The sequence below is a fragment of the Klebsiella sp. WP8-S18-ESBL-06 genome (assembly GCF_014169755.1).
Lineage (GTDB): Bacteria > Pseudomonadota > Gammaproteobacteria > Enterobacterales > Enterobacteriaceae > Kluyvera > Kluyvera ascorbata_B.
The window spans coordinates 4,670,072-4,688,476 of record NZ_AP022256.1; the positions used below are offsets into that span (position 1 = coordinate 4,670,072).

General features: G+C 52.3%; 14 protein-coding genes and 4 tRNA genes. 3 read left to right on the forward strand and 15 right to left on the reverse strand.

Annotated features, from left to right (window positions below; translation table 11 throughout):
• The first annotated feature begins 7 nt into the window (after window positions 1–7).
• Both H7R76_RS22320 and H7R76_RS22325 read left to right on the forward strand, forming a co-directional pair.
• Window positions 8–313, forward strand: a complete 306-nt coding sequence (locus H7R76_RS22320) for a PTS sugar transporter subunit IIB (protein WP_064546542.1) — start codon at window positions 8–10, stop codon at window positions 311–313.
• A gap of 7 nt (window positions 314–320) precedes the next feature.
• Window positions 321–638, forward strand: a complete 318-nt coding sequence (locus H7R76_RS22325) for a PTS lactose/cellobiose transporter subunit IIA (RefSeq protein WP_182966525.1) — start codon at window positions 321–323, stop codon at window positions 636–638.
• A 164-nt stretch (window positions 639–802) separates the two neighbouring features.
• Here H7R76_RS22325 and rpoC read toward each other — a convergent pair whose 3' ends face one another.
• From rpoC to H7R76_RS22390, 13 genes are all read right to left on the reverse strand, one after another.
• Complete coding sequence (gene rpoC / locus H7R76_RS22330; protein ID WP_106930767.1) at window positions 803–5,026, reverse strand: DNA-directed RNA polymerase subunit beta'; 4,224 nt, start codon at window positions 5,024–5,026, stop codon at window positions 803–805.
• A 76-nt stretch (window positions 5,027–5,102) separates the two neighbouring features.
• Window positions 5,103–9,131 (reverse strand): DNA-directed RNA polymerase subunit beta, encoded by a 4,029-nt coding sequence (gene rpoB, locus H7R76_RS22335; RefSeq protein WP_106930769.1) that lies wholly within the window; start codon window positions 9,129–9,131, stop codon window positions 5,103–5,105.
• 318 nt (window positions 9,132–9,449) lie between these two features.
• Complete coding sequence (gene rplL / locus H7R76_RS22340; RefSeq protein ID WP_006176746.1) at window positions 9,450–9,815, reverse strand: 50S ribosomal protein L7/L12; 366 nt, start codon at window positions 9,813–9,815, stop codon at window positions 9,450–9,452.
• A gap of 66 nt (window positions 9,816–9,881) precedes the next feature.
• Complete coding sequence (rplJ, locus tag H7R76_RS22345) at window positions 9,882–10,379, reverse strand: 50S ribosomal protein L10 (protein WP_001207203.1); 498 nt, start codon at window positions 10,377–10,379, stop codon at window positions 9,882–9,884.
• 295 nt (window positions 10,380–10,674) lie between these two features.
• The gene (gene rplA / locus H7R76_RS22350; protein WP_106930771.1) at window positions 10,675–11,379 is read right to left on the reverse strand and encodes a 50S ribosomal protein L1; all 705 of its coding nucleotides are present in this window, start codon (window positions 11,377–11,379) and stop codon (window positions 10,675–10,677) included.
• Window positions 11,380–11,382: 3 nt separating this feature from the next.
• Complete coding sequence (gene rplK / locus H7R76_RS22355) at window positions 11,383–11,811, reverse strand: 50S ribosomal protein L11 (protein WP_012133815.1); 429 nt, start codon at window positions 11,809–11,811, stop codon at window positions 11,383–11,385.
• Between the two features lie 157 nt (window positions 11,812–11,968).
• Window positions 11,969–12,514: a transcription termination/antitermination protein NusG gene (gene nusG / locus H7R76_RS22360; RefSeq protein ID WP_003862341.1), complete on the reverse strand. Its 546-nt coding sequence runs from the start codon at window positions 12,512–12,514 to the stop codon at window positions 11,969–11,971.
• Window position 12,515: 1 nt separating this feature from the next.
• Window positions 12,516–12,899 carry a preprotein translocase subunit SecE gene (secE, locus tag H7R76_RS22365; protein WP_064546531.1) on the reverse strand — a complete coding sequence of 128 codons (384 nt, stop codon included), beginning with the start codon at window positions 12,897–12,899 and terminating at the stop codon, window positions 12,516–12,518.
• A gap of 221 nt (window positions 12,900–13,120) precedes the next feature.
• Window positions 13,121–14,305 (reverse strand): elongation factor Tu, encoded by a 1,185-nt coding sequence (gene tuf / locus H7R76_RS22370; protein WP_047407352.1) that lies wholly within the window; start codon window positions 14,303–14,305, stop codon window positions 13,121–13,123.
• Window positions 14,306–14,421: 116 nt separating this feature from the next.
• Window positions 14,422–14,497, reverse strand: a tRNA-Thr gene (locus H7R76_RS22375).
• A 5-nt stretch (window positions 14,498–14,502) separates the two neighbouring features.
• Window positions 14,503–14,577 (reverse strand) — tRNA-Gly (locus H7R76_RS22380).
• 119 nt (window positions 14,578–14,696) lie between these two features.
• Window positions 14,697–14,781 (reverse strand) — tRNA-Tyr (locus H7R76_RS22385).
• A gap of 3 nt (window positions 14,782–14,784) precedes the next feature.
• A tRNA-Thr gene (locus tag H7R76_RS22390) sits at window positions 14,785–14,860 on the reverse strand.
• 437 nt (window positions 14,861–15,297) lie between these two features.
• On the opposite strand from H7R76_RS22390, the gene coaA reads away from it, so the two are divergent.
• Complete coding sequence (gene coaA / locus H7R76_RS22395) at window positions 15,298–16,248, forward strand: type I pantothenate kinase (RefSeq protein WP_065358485.1); 951 nt, start codon at window positions 15,298–15,300, stop codon at window positions 16,246–16,248.
• A 35-nt stretch (window positions 16,249–16,283) separates the two neighbouring features.
• Here the strand turns inward: coaA and birA are convergent, their stop codons facing one another.
• Window positions 16,284–17,246, reverse strand: a complete 963-nt coding sequence (birA, locus tag H7R76_RS22400; protein WP_182966527.1) for a bifunctional biotin--[acetyl-CoA-carboxylase] ligase/biotin operon repressor BirA — start codon at window positions 17,244–17,246, stop codon at window positions 16,284–16,286.
• Window positions 17,243–18,271: a UDP-N-acetylmuramate dehydrogenase gene (murB, locus tag H7R76_RS22405; protein ID WP_182929674.1), complete on the reverse strand. Its 1,029-nt coding sequence runs from the start codon at window positions 18,269–18,271 to the stop codon at window positions 17,243–17,245. Before murB ends, birA begins: the two co-directional genes overlap by 4 nt.
• Window positions 18,272–18,405: the final 134 nt, after the last annotated feature.

Below are 18,405 nucleotides of genomic sequence, written 5' to 3' on the forward strand. Positions count from 1 at the left end.
GAGCATTATGAAGAATATCGTTTTATGCTGCGCTGCAGGTATGTCCACCAGCATGCTGGTTCAACGCATGAAGGACGCAGCTCAGAAAAAAGGGGTTGAAGTCTCAATTAAAGCCGTACCGGTGGCCGAATTCAAAGCGAATATCAACGAGGCAGACATCGTTCTGCTCGGCCCACAGGTCAAGTATGAGCAGGCTAAGCTACAGGCGCTGGCCGACCCGCTGGGCAAGAAAGTCGCGGTCATCGATATGATGGATTACGGCATGATGAAAGGCGATGTCGTGCTTGAGAAAGCCCTTAAGTTAATGGAGTGAGGAAGACGTGGAAGATTTAGAATCAATCATCATGGAACTGCTGGTGAACGCCGGTGCCGCACGTAGCTCCACATTAACCGCGCTGCAGCTCGCGCGTAAGGGTGACTTCGAAGGCGCAGAAAAAGCGATGGAAGAGTCCCGCGAGTTCGTGAAGCTGGCACACGGTATCCAGACGCAGCTGATCGGCATCGACGAAGGCACGGGCAAGCTGCCGGTTAACCTGATTACCGTTCATTCTCAGGATCACCTGATGAATGCGATGGTTATCCAGGATCTGGCCACCGACATGATTGAACTGTACCGCCGTATTCCTCTGGTGAGCTAAACGCACGATGACGGAATAAAAAAGGCACCCACCAGGGTGCCTTTTGCATTTGTAGCATTTGTAGGCCGGATAAGGCGAAGCCGCCATCCGGCAATTACGGAGCAGCAATAAAAAAGGCCACTCCGAAGAGTGGCCTTTTCAACTTATCGCACTAGCGTGAACGATTAGTCGTTGTCGGAACCGCCCAGACCTGCGTTCAGCAGCTCTGCCAGGCTCGCGGTCGCTTCTTCAGCGCTAACCTGCGGCGCGACAGAAACTTCACCCGCCGCGCGGCGACGGATGCGATCCTGGTGGTACGCATAACCGGTACCGGCCGGGATCAGACGACCCACGATAACGTTCTCTTTCAGACCGCGCAGTTCGTCGCGTTTGCCCGCAACGGCTGCTTCGGTCAGCACGCGAGTGGTCTCCTGGAACGAGGCCGCAGAGATGAACGACTCGGTTGCCAGAGACGCTTTGGTAATACCCAGCAGATCGCGGGAGAAGGTTGCACCCACTTTGCCGTTCGCTTCCAGTTCGCGGTTAGCAATCTTGACGCGGGAGTATTCAACCTGCTCGCCTTCCAGGAAGTCGGAGCTACCCGCGCTTTCGATGGTGGCTTTACGCAGCATCTGACGAACGATAACTTCGATGTGCTTATCGTTAATCTTAACGCCTTGCAGACGGTATACGTCCTGCACTTCGTTAACGATGTAACGAGTTACAGCATGTACGCCACGCAGACGCAGGATGTCGTGCGGTGCTTCCGGACCGTCGGAAACCACGTCACCACGTTCTACACGTTCACCTTCGAACACGTTGAGCTGACGCCATTTCGGAATCATCTCTTCGTACGGATCGCTACCGTCTACCGGGGTGATAACCAGACGACGTTTACCTTTGGTTTCTTTACCGAAGGAAATGATACCGCTGATTTCAGCCAGGATTGCCGGCTCTTTCGGACGACGTGCTTCGAACAGGTCGGCAACGCGCGGCAGACCACCGGTGATGTCCTTGGTACCGCCGGATTCCTGCGGAACACGGGCCAGGGTGTCACCAGAACTGATCTGAACGCCATCGTCCAGCTGAACAATCGCTTTGCCCGGCAGGAAGTACTGAGCAGGCATATCGGTGCCTGGGATCAGAACGTCGTTGCCCTGGGCATCAACAATTTTCAGCGCCGGACGCAGGTCTTTACCACCGGCAGTACGCTCTGCAGAATCCAGAACCACCAGAGAAGACAGGCCGGTCAGCTCGTCGGTCTGACGAGTAATGGTCTGGCCGTCGATCATGTCAGTGAAGCGAACAAAACCGCTTACTTCGGTGATAACCGGCATGGTGTGCGGATCCCAGTTTGCAACGGTTTCGCCGCCGGCAACCTGTTCGCCATCACCTTTCGCCATAACAGAGCCGTAAGGCACTTTATAGCTCTCTTTGGTACGACCGAATTCGTCGATCAGCTTCAGCTCGGTGTTACGGGAAGTGATAACCAGTTTACCGCTGGAGTTCACAACCGACTTCGCGTTGCTGAGCTTAATGCTACCTTTGTTTTTCACCTGGATGCTGGATTCAGCAGCCGCACGAGATGCCGCACCACCGATGTGGAACGTACGCATCGTCAGCTGTGTACCCGGCTCACCGATGGACTGTGCCGCGATAACGCCGATAGCCTCACCTTTGTTGATGATGTGGCCACGCGCCAGGTCACGACCGTAGCAGTGCGCACATACACCAAAGTCGGTGTCACAGGATACAACGGAACGTACTTTGACGGAGTCAACGGAGTTGGTTTCTAGCAGGTCACACCACTGTTCGTTCAGCAGGGTGTTGCGTGGAACCAGGATATCCGCCGTACCCGGCTTCAGAACGTCTTCAGCGGTTACACGACCCAGTACGCGATCGCGCAGCGGCTCTTTAACGTCACCACCCTCGATAACCGGGGTCATGGTGATGCCTTCCAGCGTGCCGCAATCGTCTTCAGTAACAACCAGGTCCTGTGCCACGTCAACCAGACGACGCGTCAGATAACCGGAGTTCGCTGTTTTCAGTGCGGTATCCGCCAGACCTTTACGCGCACCGTGGGTGGAGATGAAGTACTGGAGTACGTTCAGACCTTCACGGAAGTTCGCGGTGATTGGCGTTTCGATGATGGAGCCATCCGGCTTCGCCATCAGACCACGCATACCTGCCAGCTGACGAATCTGTGCTGCAGAACCACGCGCACCGGAGTCGGCCATCATGTAGATGCTGTTAAAGGAAACCTGCTGCTCTTCTTCGCCGTTACGGTTAATCACGGTTTCAGTTTGCAGGTTGTCCATCATCGCTTTGGATACACGATCGTTCGCCGCGGCCCAGATATCGATAACTTTGTTATAGCGTTCGCCCGCGGTAACCAGACCAGACTGGAACTGCTCCTGGATCTCAGCAACTTCGGCTTCCGCTTCAGAGATGATCTCGTATTTCTTCTCTGGGATAACCATGTCATCGATACCAACAGACGCACCAGAACGGGCTGCATACGCAAAGCCGGTGTACATGGTCTGGTCAGCAAAGATAACGGTCGGTTTCAGGCCCAGAATGCGGTAACAGGTGTTCAGCATTTTGGAGATCGCTTTTTTACCCAGCGGCTGGTTCACGATAGTGAACGGCAGACCTTTAGGTACGATCATCCACAGAATGGCACGACCAACGGTAGTGTCTTTCAGCGTGGTTTTGGCTACGAACTCGCCGTTCTCGTCTTTTTCGTATTCAGTGATACGAACTTTAACGCGAGCGTGCAGTTCAGCCTGGCCAGAGCGGTACAGACGTTCCGCTTCTTTCGGGCCAGTCAGCACCATGCCTTCGCCTTTGGCATTGATTTTGTCACGGGTCATGTAGTACAGACCCAATACCACGTCCTGAGACGGAACGATGATTGGCTCGCCGTTCGCTGGAGACAAGATGTTGTTGGTAGACATCATCAGCGCACGCGCTTCCAGCTGGGCTTCCAGCGTCAGCGGTACGTGAACAGCCATCTGGTCACCATCGAAGTCGGCGTTATATGCCGCACAAACCAGCGGGTGCAGCTGGATAGCTTTACCTTCGATCAGTACCGGTTCAAACGCCTGGATGCCCAGACGGTGCAGTGTTGGTGCACGGTTCAGCATGACCGGGTGTTCGCGGATCACTTCGTCCAGGATATCCCAAACGACAGCTTCTTCGCGCTCAACCATTTTCTTCGCGGCTTTGATGGTGGTGGCCAGGCCACGCAGTTCCAGTTTGCCGTAGATGAATGGTTTGAACAGCTCCAGTGCCATTTTCTTAGGCAGACCGCACTGATGCAGACGCAGGTATGGACCTACGGTGATGACAGAACGACCGGAGTAGTCAACACGCTTACCGAGCAGGTTCTGACGGAAACGACCCTGTTTACCTTTGATCATGTCGGCCAAAGATTTCAGAGGACGTTTGTTAGAACCGGTGATCGCACGACCGCGACGACCGTTATCCAGCAGGGCGTCGACCGCTTCCTGCAGCATACGTTTTTCGTTGCGAACGATGATGTCCGGCGCAGCCAGATCCAGCAGACGCTTCAGACGGTTGTTACGGTTAATGACGCGACGATACAGATCGTTCAGATCCGACGTTGCGAAACGACCACCATCCAGCGGAACCAGCGGACGCAGATCTGGCGGCAGAACCGGCAGAACGGTCAGGATCATCCACTCTGGTTTGTTACCAGACTGTACGAACGCTTCCAGCAGCTTGATACGCTTGGTCAGCTTTTTACGCTTGGTTTCGGAGTTGGTTTCGTTCAGCTCTTCGCGCAGAGTTTCACACTCTTGCTCCAGATCCATGCTTTTCAGCAGGGCCTGGATAGCTTCCGCACCCATCTTCGCGTCGAATTCGTCACCGAACTCTTCCAGCGCGTCCAGATACTGCTCTTCAGTCAGGATCTGTTGACGTTCCAGGTTGGTCATACCGCCTTCGATAACCACATAAGATTCGAAGTACAGTACGCGTTCGATATCACGCAGTGGCATATCGAGCAGCAGACCGATACGGGACGGCAGCGATTTCAGGAACCAGATGTGGGCAGTCGGACATGCCAGCTCGATGTGGCCCATGCGCTCACGACGCACTTTGGTTTGGGTCACTTCAACGCCGCACTTCTCACAGATCACACCGCGGTGTTTCAGGCGCTTGTACTTACCGCACAGGCACTCGTAATCTTTTACCGGCCCAAAGATACGGGCGCAGAAAAGGCCGTCACGCTCAGGTTTGAACGTACGGTAGTTGATGGTTTCCGGCTTTTTAACTTCACCGAAAGACCATGAACGGATCATGTCTGGCGAAGCCAGAGCAATTTTGATCGCATCAAACTCTTCGGTTTTAGTCTGCGCTTTCAGAAACTTTAATAAATCTTTCACGGATTTGCTCCCGTCGGAGTTAGCACAATCCACTGCCGGGGGTTACCCCGGCAGCAGTGACCTGTTTGAGCGAGGATTACTCGTCTTCCAGTTCGATGTTGATGCCCAGCGAGCGGATTTCTTTCAACAGTACGTTGAAGGATTCCGGCATGCCCGGTTCCATCTGATGGTTGCCATCTACGATGTTCTTATACATCTTAGTACGGCCGTTCACGTCATCAGACTTAACGGTGAGCATTTCCTGCAGGGTGTAGGCGGCGCCGTATGCTTCCAGCGCCCACACTTCCATCTCCCCGAAGCGCTGACCACCGAACTGCGCCTTACCACCCAGCGGCTGCTGAGTAACCAGGCTGTAAGAACCGGTAGAACGCGCGTGCATTTTGTCGTCGACCAGGTGGTTCAGTTTCAGCATGTACATGTAACCTACGGTTACCTGACGCTCGAACTGTTCACCGGTACGGCCGTCGAACAGGGTAATCTGACCAGAAGATGGCAGACCACCCAGTTGCAGCAGTTCTTTAATTTCCGCTTCTTTCGCACCGTCGAATACCGGCGTTGCGATTGGCATACCTTTCTTCAGGTTTTCAGCCAGACGCAGCACTTCATCATCGGTGAAGGTGTTCAGGTCGACTTTCTGACGAACGTCGGTACCCAGATCGTAAGCACGCTGGATGAATTCGCGCAGTTTCGCGACTTCCTGCTGCTGTTTCAGCATGGCGTTGATCTTATCGCCGATACCTTTCGCAGCCATACCCAGGTGGGTTTCAAGGATCTGACCGATGTTCATACGCGATGGTACGCCCAGCGGGTTCAGTACGATATCTACCGGCGTACCGTTAGCATCGTGCGGCATATCTTCGATCGGGTTGATCTTAGAAATTACACCCTTGTTACCGTGACGACCTGCCATTTTGTCACCAGGCTGGATACGGCGTTTAACGGCCAGGTATACCTTAACAATCTTCAGCACACCCGGTGCCAGATCGTCGCCTTGGGTGATTTTGCGGCGTTTCGCTTCGAGTTTTTTCTCAAACTCGTGCTTCAGTTCGTCGTACTGTTCAGCCAGCTGTTCCAGCTGATTCTGTTTCTCTTCGTCGGTCAGGCCGAGTTCTAACCAGCGATCGCGCGGCAGCTTGTCGAGCTTCTCAGCTTCAACACCACCGGCAACCAGCACAGCGTAGATACGGCTGAACAGGCCAGCTTCGAGGATCTGCAGTTCTTCAGACAGGTCTTTCTTAGCCTGCTTCAGCTGCATCTCTTCGATTTCCAGCGCACGTTTGTCTTTTTCTACGCCATCGCGAGTAAAGACCTGAACGTCGATAACAGTACCGGAAACGCTGTTTGGTACGCGCAGGGAAGAGTCTTTAACGTCAGACGCTTTCTCACCGAAGATTGCACGCAGCAGCTTCTCTTCTGGGGTCAGCTGGGTTTCACCTTTCGGCGTTACCTTACCAACCAGAATGTCGCCACCGGTGACTTCTGCACCAATGTAAACGATACCGGATTCATCCAGTTTGGAGAGCGCAGCTTCACCCACGTTAGGGATGTCAGCGGTGATCTCTTCTGGCCCCAGCTTGGTGTCACGGGACACACACGCCAGTTCCTGAATGTGGATGGTGGTGAAACGGTCTTCCTGAACAACACGCTCGGATACGAGGATGGAGTCTTCGAAGTTGTAACCGTTCCATGGCATGAATGCCACGCGCATGTTCTGACCCAGCGCCAGTTCACCCAAGTCGGTGGACGGGCCATCTGCCAGCACGTCGCCGCGCTCGATTGGCTCACCCAGAGACACGCAAGGCATCTGGTTAATACAGGTGTTCTGGTTAGAACGGGTGTATTTGGTCAGGTTGTAGATGTCGATACCCGCTTCGCCCGGATACATCTCGTCTTCGTTAACTTTGATAACGATACGGGATGCGTCGACGTACTGAACGGTACCGCCACGCTTAGCAACTGCAGTAACACCGGAGTCAACGGCAACAGCACGTTCCATACCGGTACCAACCAGCGGCTTATCAGCACGCAGAGTTGGAACGGCCTGACGTTGCATGTTCGCACCCATCAATGCACGGTTGGCGTCATCGTGTTCCAGGAACGGGATCAGGGACGCACCGACGGATACCACCTGCTGGGTGGATACGTCCATGTAGTCAACCTGGTCACGGCTGAACAGGCTGGATTCGCCTTTGCTACGGCAAGTTACCAGGTCTTCTACAAAGTGGCCTTCGTCATCCAGGTTGGAGTTCGCCTGAGCGATAACGTAGTTGCCTTCTTCGATAGCAGACAGGTAATGAATTTCGTCGGTGACAACACCGTCGGTCACTTTACGGTACGGAGTCTCAAGGAAGCCGTATTCGTTAGTCTGTGCGTACACGGACAGGGAGTTGATCAGACCGATGTTCGGACCTTCAGGCGTTTCGATTGGACATACGCGACCGTAGTGAGTCGGGTGTACGTCTCGAACTTCGAAGCCTGCGCGTTCACGGGTCAGACCGCCCGGGCCGAGTGCGGAGATACGACGTTTGTGCGTAATCTCAGACAGCGGGTTGTTCTGGTCCATAAACTGAGACAGCTGGCTGGAGCCGAAGAACTCTTTCACTGCTGCGGAAATCGGCTTAGCGTTGATCATATCCTGAGGCATCAGGGTATCGAGATCGCCCAGAGACAGACGCTCTTTCACCGCACGCTCAACACGTACCAGGCCAACGCGGAATTGGTTTTCCGCCATTTCGCCTACGGAACGGATACGACGGTTGCCGAGGTGGTCGATATCATCGACTTCGCCTTTACCGTTACGGATATCGATGAGCTTCTTCATCACTTCGATGATGTCGTCTTTGCTCAGGATACCGGAACCTTCGATCTCGTCACGCAGCAGAGAACGGTTGAACTTCATACGACCAACCGCAGACAGGTCATAGCGGTCTTCGGAGAAGAACAGGTTCTCAAACAGGCTTTCAGCCGCTTCACGAGTCGGCGGCTCACCCGGGCGCATCATACGGTAGATTTCTACCAGCGCGCTCAGGCGATCGTTAGTTGGGTCGACACGAATCGTTTCAGAAATGTACGCACCGTGGTCCAGATCGTTGGTGAACAGCGTTTCGATACGCTTGTGGCCAGACTGGCTCAGCTTAGCCAGCAGATCCAGGCTCAGCTCCATGTTCGCCGGGCAGATCAGCTCGCCGGTGGATTCGTCAACGTAGTCTTTAGAAGCGACTTTGCCAGCGATGTACTCAACCGGAACTTCGATATGTTTGATATCGTCTTTTTCCAGCTGGCGAATGTGGCGCGCGGTAATACGGCGACCTTTTTCAACGTACACTTTACCGTTGGCTTCGATATCAAACGACGCAGTTTCGCCACGCAGACGCTCTGGAATCAGCTCCATCTGCAGCTTGTTGTCGCGAATCTCGAAAACGACTTTCTCAAAGAACAGGTCAAGGATCTGCTCAGTGGTGTAGTTCAGCGCACGCAGAATGATGGTCGCAGGCAGTTTACGGCGACGGTCGATACGTACGAACAGGTTGTCCTTCGGATCGAATTCGAAGTCCAGCCAGGAACCACGGTAAGGAATGATGCGCGCGTTATACAGCACTTTACCCGAAGAGTGGGTTTTACCTTTATCGGAGTCAAAGAAGACGCCTGGGCTACGGTGCAGCTGAGAAACGATAACACGCTCAGTACCGTTGATAACAAAGGTACCGTTGTCGGTCATGAGCGGAATTTCGCCCATGTAGACTTCTTGTTCTTTAATGTCTTTTACGGTGCCTTCCGGCGCTTCGCGCTCGTAGATCACCAGACGCAGTTTGACGCGCAGCGGTGCGGAATAGGTCACGCCACGGATCTGACATTCCTGAACGTCAAAGACAGGCTCGCCCAGACGGTAGCTGACGTATTGCAGCTCGGAATTACCGCTGTAGCTTTTAATCGGGAATACGGAACGGAAAGCCGCTTCCAGACCATACTGGCCTTCAGGATCTTGCTCGATAAACTTCTGGAACGAGTCAAGCTGGATAGAAAGGAGATATGGGACATCCAGTACTTGCGGACGTTTACCAAAATCCTTACGAATACGTTTTTTCTCGGTATAGGAGTAAACCATAGGGTTCCTCAGCTCGCTGACAAGTCGACGCATCTGTCCATGGGCAGACAGTTTGTGCAACACTATTTTGTTGACCGGAAAATGGAACACTTTCCGCAATACCTGTTGCTATCACGCTTAAACCATTTCATTGCGATTTACACAGAGCGAGCACCCTGTCGCAATATATTAAGTCGTCGATAGAAACGTGCATTGTCAGGACAACCAGTAGTCAAACAGTGTGAAATGCTACTGGCGCCATACAGCGCAAAATGGCTGGTGACTAAAAAGTCACCAGCCATCGGCCTGATTTCTCAGGCTTCAACTAGAAAAGTTGGCTTATTTAACTTCAACTTCAGCGCCAGCTTCTTCCAGAGATTTTTTCAGTGCTTCAGCGTCATCTTTGCTCACGCCTTCTTTCAGAGCGGCCGGAGCAGATTCTACCAGGTCTTTAGCTTCTTTCAGACCCAGGCCAGTTGCGCCACGTACTGCTTTGATGACAGCAACTTTGTTAGCGCCAGCAGCTTTCAGAATTACGTCGAATTCAGTTTTTTCTTCAGCAGCTTCAGCCGGGCCAGCAGCTACAGCTACAGCAGCAGCAGCAGAAACACCGAATTTTTCTTCCATTGCAGAAATCAGTTCTACAACGTCCATTACGGACATAGCTGCAACTGCTTCAATGATTTGATCTTTAGTGATAGACATTTAAATTGTTCCTGAAAATCAGAATAAGTTTATACGTAAGCAAATACTTTACAAAGACAACTGCGATTAAGCAGCTTCTTTCGCATCGCGTACAGCAGCCAGAGTGCGAACCAGTTTGCCAGCCGAAGCTTCTTTCATGGTTGCCATCAGGCGTGCAATTGCTTCTTCGTAGGTCGGCAGAGTTGCCAGGCGATCGATCTGCGATGCCGGGATTAACTCACCTTCAAAGGCTGCGGCTTTGACCTCAAATTTTGCATTCGCTTTCGCGAACTCTTTGAACAGACGAGCAGCAGCGCCCGGGTGTTCCATAGAGTATGCAATCAGGGTCGGACCAACAAACGTGTCTTTCAGGCACTCGAACTGAGTACCTTCAACGACGCGGCGCAGCAGGGTGTTACGAACAACACGCATGTATACGCCAGCTTCACGACCTGCTTTACGCAGTTCAGTCATTTTGTCTACAGTTACGCCACGGGAATCCGCAACTACTGCAGACAGCGCGCCTTTGGCTACTTCGCTGACTTCAGCAACAATCGCTTGTTTGTCTTGAAGATTTAAAGCCATTAGCTTTGCTCCTGGATGTTTGCCAGAGCTTATGCTCTGGAACTCACTTCACTCTACTCAACGAGAAGAGCGTCTTAATACGGTGAGCAGAAACAAGCCAAAGAGTACTTTAAAAAAATAATCTTAGCGTTCTGTCACCGTCTACGCAGGGGATTAAGTTTCTTGCGAAACACCTGCGGTCTTCGACGGAGGCCTGGATAGGCCAGGCTCCAACGAACAAATCTTTTAGCCGCTAACTTTTGTTAGCAAACGTGGGGGTAAGATTGTAGACAAAATCACCGCCCACGTAAAGGCATTAGTTTGCAGCAGCGCTCAGGCCAGCCTGGTCAACTGCAACACCTGCACCCATGGTGGTGGAGATGCTAACTTTCTTGATGTACACGCCTTTCGCCTGAGTCGGTTTTGCTTTTTTCAGCGCAACCAGCAGAGCTTCCAGGTTTTCTTTCAGTTTGTCAGCGTCAAAGTCCACTTTACCGATGGTGGTGTGGATGATGCCGTTTTTGTCGTTACGATAACGAACCTGACCTGCTTTAGCGTTCTTAACCGCTTCAGCAACGTTAGGGGTTACGGTACCAACTTTCGGGTTTGGCATCAGGCCGCGCGGGCCCAGAACCTGGCCCAGCTGGCCAACAACGCGCATTGCATCCGGGGAAGCAATAACAACGTCGAAGTTCATTTCGCCTTTTTTGATCAGGTCAGCCAGATCTTCCATACCTACCAGCTCAGCGCCAGCAGCTTTAGCTGCTTCAGCGTTCGGGCCCTGGGTAAATACGGCAACGCGAACAGAACGGCCAGTACCGTGCGGCAGTACAGTTGCACCACGTACGTTCTGGTCAGATTTACGAGCGTCGATGCCGAGGTTAACGGCAACGTCAACGCTTTCGTTGAATTTAGCAGTAGCCAGTTCTTTCAGCAGAGAGATAGCTTCGTTGATGTCGTACTGTTTGGTCGCATCAACTTTCTCACGGATCACACGCATGCGCTTGGTCAGTTTAGCCATTTCTTAGTCCTCCACTACCAGGCCCATGGAACGTGCAGTACCTTCGATGGAGCGAGTCATCGCTTCAATGTCGGCACCAGTCATGTCGGCAGCTTTGGTCTGCGCGATTTCCTGCAGCTGAGCGCGGGAAATTTTACCTACTTTGTCTTTGTTCGGCTTACCGGAACCAGACTTAATACCAGCCGCTTTCTTCAGCAGTACTGCTGCCGGAGGCGTTTTGGTAATGAAGGTGAAAGAACGGTCAGCGTAAACGGTGATAACAACCGGGATCGGCAGACCTTTTTCGATGGAATCAGTCTTCGCGTTGAACGCTTTGCAGAATTCCATGATGTTAACACCCTGTTGACCCAGAGCAGGACCAACCGGCGGACTCGGGTTTGCCATACCAGCTGCAACCTGCAGCTTGACGTAGGCCTGGACTTTCTTAGCCATTCTAAAATCCTCTAATTGGGTAATAGCGCCTCAAGGAGGCTCCCCGTGAATAAAAATCGCTTTACAGGCCGTGGCCCATAAAAACAAAAGGCGCGAAATTGTATGTCAATTTCGCGCCCTATGCAACGATTAGATCGATGCTTTTTTGATCGCAGTCTTACGCTTTCTCAACCTGAGCGAAGTCCAGCTCTACCGGGGTCGCACGACCGAAGATAGAAACGGACACTTTCAGGCGGGACTTCTCGTAATCCACTTCTTCGACCACGCCGTTGAAGTCAGCAAACGGACCGTCGTTAACGCGAACCATTTCACCCGGCTCAAACAGTGTTTTCGGACGCGGCTTATCGCCAACCTGCTGCAGACGGTTCATGATGGCATCGACTTCTTTATCGCTGATTGGCGCCGGACGGTCAGAGGTACCGCCGATGAAGCCCATGACGCGCGGAACGCTGCGCACCAGGTGCCAGCTTGCGTCGTTCATCACCATCTGAACGAGCACGTAGCCCGGGAAGAATTTACGTTCGCTTTTGCGACGCTGGCCGCCACGGATTTCGACCACTTCTTCGGTCGGCACCATGACTTCGCCAAACAGCTCTTCCATATTATGTAATTTGATATGCTCGCGCAGCGAAGTCGCTACACGACCTTCAAAACCGGAAAACGCCTGAACGACGTACCAACGCTTTTTAGGTGCTTCAGACATCTTAGAACCTCAGGCCAGTGATAAAGGATACCAGGCGAACCAGAATACCATCCAGTCCCCACAGGATCAGTGACATTACCGCAGTGACCGCAGCAACGATCAGCGTAGTGTGCAGCGTTTCCTGGCGAGTCGGCCAAATCACCTTACGAACTTCCGTTCTCGCTTCACGAGCAAACGCAACGGTCGCTTTGCCTTTCGTCGTCAACAGCGCGACACCACCCGCTGCAGCAATAATAATTACTACGGCCAGCGCACGCAGCGGCAGCATCATGTCGCGATAAAGGTAGTTACCCACAATTGCTACAATCAGCAATACGGCAACAACGACCCACTTCATCGCTTCCAGGCCGCGCCCGCTCCCTTGAGCTTCGGTATTCGCACTCATAAACCAACCTGTCAGAAGTATTCTACAAACATTTCCACCCCGCGATTGCGAGGCGATCCAAACCGAAATAAGTTTCGGACTAAACGCCCTCTACAGAGCCTGTCTCAGCAATGATTATGGCAAAGATAATCACTGATGAGCCAGGTTCTGGTTCGACAGCGTACAAAAAGGGCATCAAATGATGCCCTTTTATTGCGCATTGCGTCAAATGTTATCAGCAATTAGCTCATTACTTTGGCAACAACGCCCGCGCCAACGGTACGACCGCCTTCACGGATTGCGAAACGCAGACCATCGTCCATCGCGATCGGGTGGATCAGGGTAACAACCATTTTGATGTTGTCGCCCGGCATGACCATCTCTACGCCTTCCGGCAGTTCGATGGTGCCAGTCACGTCAGTCGTACGGAAGTAGAACTGCGGACGGTAGCCTTTGAAGAACGGAGTATGACGGCCGCCTTCGTCTTTGGACAGGATGTACACTTCAGATTCGAACTTGGTGTGCGGCTTGATAGAACCCGGCTTAGCCAGTACCTGACCACGTTCGATTTCTTCACGTTTGATACCACGCAGCAGAACACCAACGTTCTCACCCGCACGGCCTTCGTCCAGCAGTTTGCGGAACATTTCAACGCCGGTACAGGTAGACTTAGCGGTGTCTTTGATACCAACGATTTCAACTTCTTCGCCAACTTTGATGATACCGCGTTCTACACGACCGGTAACAACGGTACCACGACCGGAGATGGAGAATACGTCTTCGATCGGCAGCAGGAACGGCTTATCGATAGCACGTTCTGGTTCCGGAATGTAAGAATCCAGGAAGCCAGCCAGTTCGATGATTTTCGCTTCCCACTCAGCGTCGCCTTCCAGCGCTTTCAGAGCAGAACCACGAACGATCGGCGTGTCGTCGCCCGGGAAATCGTACTGAGACAGAAGTTCACGAACTTCCATTTCTACCAGTTCCAGCAGCTCTTCGTCATCAACCATGTCGCATTTGTTCAGGAACACGATGATGTACGGAACGCCTACCTGACGACCCAGCAGGATGTGCTCACGAGTCTGCGGCATCGGGCCGTCAGTCGCAGCAACAACCAGGATCGCGCCATCCATCTGCGCAGCACCGGTGATCATGTTTTTAACATAGTCGGCGTGGCCCGGGCAGTCTACGTGTGCGTAGTGACGAGTCGGGGTGTCATATTCAACGTGAGAAGTGTTGATGGTGATACCACGCGCTTTTTCTTCCGGCGCGTTATCGATCTGGTCGAATGCACGAGCAGCACCGCCGTAGGTTTTAGCCAGTACGGTAGTGATTGCAGCGGTCAGGGTAGTTTTACCATGGTCAACGTGGCCGATAGTACCGACGTTGACGTGCGGTTTGGTACGTTCAAATTTTTCTTTAGACATCGATAGTCCCTCTAATACACGGATAAATCGGTGATATCACCACATCAACCAGACAAAACGCCTGAATTGTTGAATGCTTGAATTTGAACAGAGAGAAACGGGAGGGAGAAGAGAAGTGGTGCTGATACCCAGAGTCGAACTGGGGACCTCACCCTTACCAAGGGTGCGCTCTACCAACTGAGCCATATCAGCACGTCTGGAGCGGGCAGCGGGAATCGAACCCGCATCATCAGCTTGGAAGGCTGAGGTAATAGCCATTATACGATGCCCGCATCCTAAAACTCGGCTACCCAGTTCTTTCTGTGCCAAAGGAAAGAGATTTCTCCCTTTCCTTTGTTTGAGTTAGTTATTTTACCAACCAACTCTGGCCTCGCAATGCTTAGCCTGAAAGTGGTGGTGGGGGAAGGATTCGAACCTTCGAAGTCTGTGACGGCAGATTTACAGTCTGCTCCCTTTGGCCGCTCGGGAACCCCACCTGATGGTGCCGACTACCGGAATCGAACTGGTGACCTACTGATTACAAGTCAGTTGCTCTACCTACTGAGCTAAGTCGGCATCAAGTAGCGCGCATTCTAGGGAGACATGCGGCGACATGCAACTAAAAATTTGCATAAAATGTTCTATCGCTCACGTTTTGTGCGTTCGCGCGTAAAAACTCAGCAAAATGGCGTTTTGCCGGCTAAAAATAGCACAATAATTCGCCCCTATTCGTACCGTTAGCCCCTATTTCGGGAGCCACACAGCGTCGAGACTTCGGTCAGCGGCCGCTTCATAGCAATAAAGCGATATCACCTACGCTTCTTCATTGTCACTTCAACCTTACTCAGGAAAACAGCATCCGTAACAAAGAGCGGTGTTTTCTCACGAAAGCACGACTAATTTGGATTTTTTCTTCTTTTTCTCTTCCACCTGGTGTTAACCTCCTGCCCATTGTCCTGATTAACTGAATGTGAAGCGTCGCGTGCAGTCAGCGTGGTAGCCAGAACATGCTTATGAGAAAACAAGAGCAAACGTTAATGACACCTTATCTACAGTTCAATCGTAGCCAGTGGGCGGCGCTGCGCGATTCAGTGCCAATGACCCTGACTGAGGGCGAAATTACGCGCTTAAAAGGTATCAACGAAGATCTGTCGCTGGAGGAAGTGGCGGAGATCTATTTGCCTTTGTCACGTCTACTGAACTTCTATATTAGTTCTAACCTGCGCCGCCAGGCGGTGCTGGAACAGTTCCTCGGCACCAACGGCCAACGCATTCCCTACATCATTAGCATCGCCGGCAGCGTGGCGGTAGGTAAAAGCACGACCGCCCGCGTACTGCAGGCGCTGCTCAGCCGCTGGCCCGAGCATCGTCGCGTTGAGCTGATCACCACCGACGGTTTCCTGCACCCTAACGAAGTGCTGAAAGAACGTGGGCTGATGAAGAAAAAGGGTTTTCCGCAGTCATATGATATGCATCGACTGGTCAAGTTCGTTTCTGACCTGAAGTCAGGCGTGCCGAACGTCACCGCCCCGGTCTATTCACATCTGATCTATGATGTGATCCCCGATGGCGATAAGACGGTCACCCACCCGGATATTTTAATTCTCGAAGGGTTAAATGTACTGCAAAGCGGGATGGATTATCCGCACGATCCACATCATGTATTTGTTTCCGACTTCGTTGATTTTTCTATATATGTTGACGCTCCGGAAAAATTATTACAGTCGTGGTACATCAATCGTTTCCTGAAATTCCGTGAAGGGGCCTTTACCGATCCGGATTCTTATTTCCACAATTACGCACAGCTTTCAAAAGAAGAGGCAATTAACGTTGCCACCTCGCTGTGGAACGAAATTAACCTTCGGAATTTAAACGAAAATATTCTTCCAACGCGCGAGCGAGCAAGTCTTATTTTGACAAAAAGCGCGAACCATTCCGTTGAGCAGGTACGTTTGCGGAAATAAATCGAATAAAAAATAGGGAGCCGAAGCTCCCTTTTTTATTCTGCGCTGCGTAGCGATATTTCGCCGCCCATCCAGGGTTTTATCACCCCATCCTGCTCAAGTAATAATGCCCCCTGAGCATCGATGCCTCGAGAAATACCGAAGATTTCTTTATCACCAATAATGAGTTTTACCGGTCGATTAATAAAGTTATCTAACTTATCCCAACGTGAGAGATAAGGTGCCAGACCTTCCTGTTCAAAGACCTGCAGCGCATGATGCAGTTCGTTAATCAGGCGCGCGGCCAGCACGTTACGATCGATGGTGATCCCCGCTTCCTGCAAGTTGATCCAGCCCTGGTTAATCACATCATTTTCAACCTGACGCATGACAAGGTTGATGCCCGCGCCAATAACGATTTGTGCAGCATCGCCGGTTTTCCCCGTTAGTTCAACGAGTATCCCCGATAATTTACGGTCATTCAGATAAAGGTCGTTCGGCCATTTCACTCGGACTTTATCCGCACCAAGATCCTGAAGCACTTCCGCCATCACAATGCCAATTACCAGACTCAGACCAATCGCGGCGGCTGGCCCCTGCTCTAATCGCCAGTACATAGAGAGATAGAGGTTAGCACCAAACGGCGAGAACCACTTACGTCCACGGCGGCCGCGGCCTGCCTGCTGGTATTCAGCCACGCAGGCATCGCCGGACTTCAGCTCGCCGATGCGATCCAGCAGATACTGGTTGGTTGAATCAATCACCGGAAGAACGGCAACGTCGCCATAATCAACCGCGCTGCGAATACGCTGCGTATCCAGCAGTTGGATCGGTTCCGGCAGACTATAGCCTTTACCAGGCACGGTAAAAACATCAACGCCCCAATCGCGCAGGGTCTGGATATGTTTATTAATCGCCGCGCGGCTCATTCCCAGCATCTCACCCAGCTGCTCTCCGGAGTGAAAATCACCGTCGGCCAGCAAAGAGATAAGGGTTAATGGCACCGTATTATCTTTCATTGAATCACCTCAACTGCGTTCACTTCACCCGCGTGGCCAATAAAGCGTACCTCTGGCTCCAGCCAGACGTTAAATTTGTCACCTACCTGATGACGGACATAGTGTGCCAGTTTTACGACATCATCACTTTGCGCATTGTCGATATTGACCAGTACCAGCGCCTGCTGCTGGTGAACCGCAGCGCCTCCCTCAACGTGGCCTTTTAGCTGACACTGATCGATAAGCCAGCCGGCAGCCAACTTAACGCTGCCATCCGTCTGCGGATAATGAGGTGCCTTAGGGAAGTTTGCCAACAGCGTTTGTGCATATTCCGCGCTGACAACCGGGTTTTTAAAGAAGCTACCCGCATTACCATTCACTTTGGGATCCGGCAGCTTGGTCATACGCATATGACAGACTGAATCGAAAACCTCACGCGGGGTGACGGTTTGCGGATCCAGGCGGGTAAGATCGCCGTAGGTTAATACCGGCTGCCACTCTTTAGCCAGGCGGAAGCCAACGGCAACAATTGCGAAGCGGTCCTGATAAGCATGTTTAAAGATGCTATCGCGGTAGCCAAACTGACACTCTTCAGCGGTGAGGCGTCTATGCTCACCGGTGGCCAGCTCAATGCAGTCGACGTATTCGCAAACGTGCCGCAACTCGACGCCATAAGCGCCGATGTTCTGAATGGGGGACGAGCCTGCGCAACCGGGGATCAGCGCCAGATTTTCCAGCCCGGGCATATCGTTATCCAGCGCGTAGCGAACCAACTGATGCCAGTTTTCGCCGGCACCTACATGCAGATGCCAGGCATCAGCGGTTTCACTGACGTCGATACCTTTCAGGCGATTAAGGATCACGGTACCAGAATAATCTTCCAGAAACAGGACGTTGCTTCCTTCACCCAGGATCATCACCGGCAGCCCGTCGCGGGTTGCTTGCTGCCAGGCGCTGAGTAGTTGTTGTTCATTTTCAGCGCTTACGATGTGCTTTGCACAATGGTCAATGCCGAAGGTATTCCAGGGTTTTAAGGAGTAGGTCATGGCTGCTTTCCTGATGCTAAATCGGCGATAGTTTACCGTATCTGCGTGGGGAAGGCTTGCGGTTATATGGAGCAGGAGGACATCTGGCAATGTAGAAAGCGTAGGCCGGATAAGGCGAAGCCGCCATCCGGCAA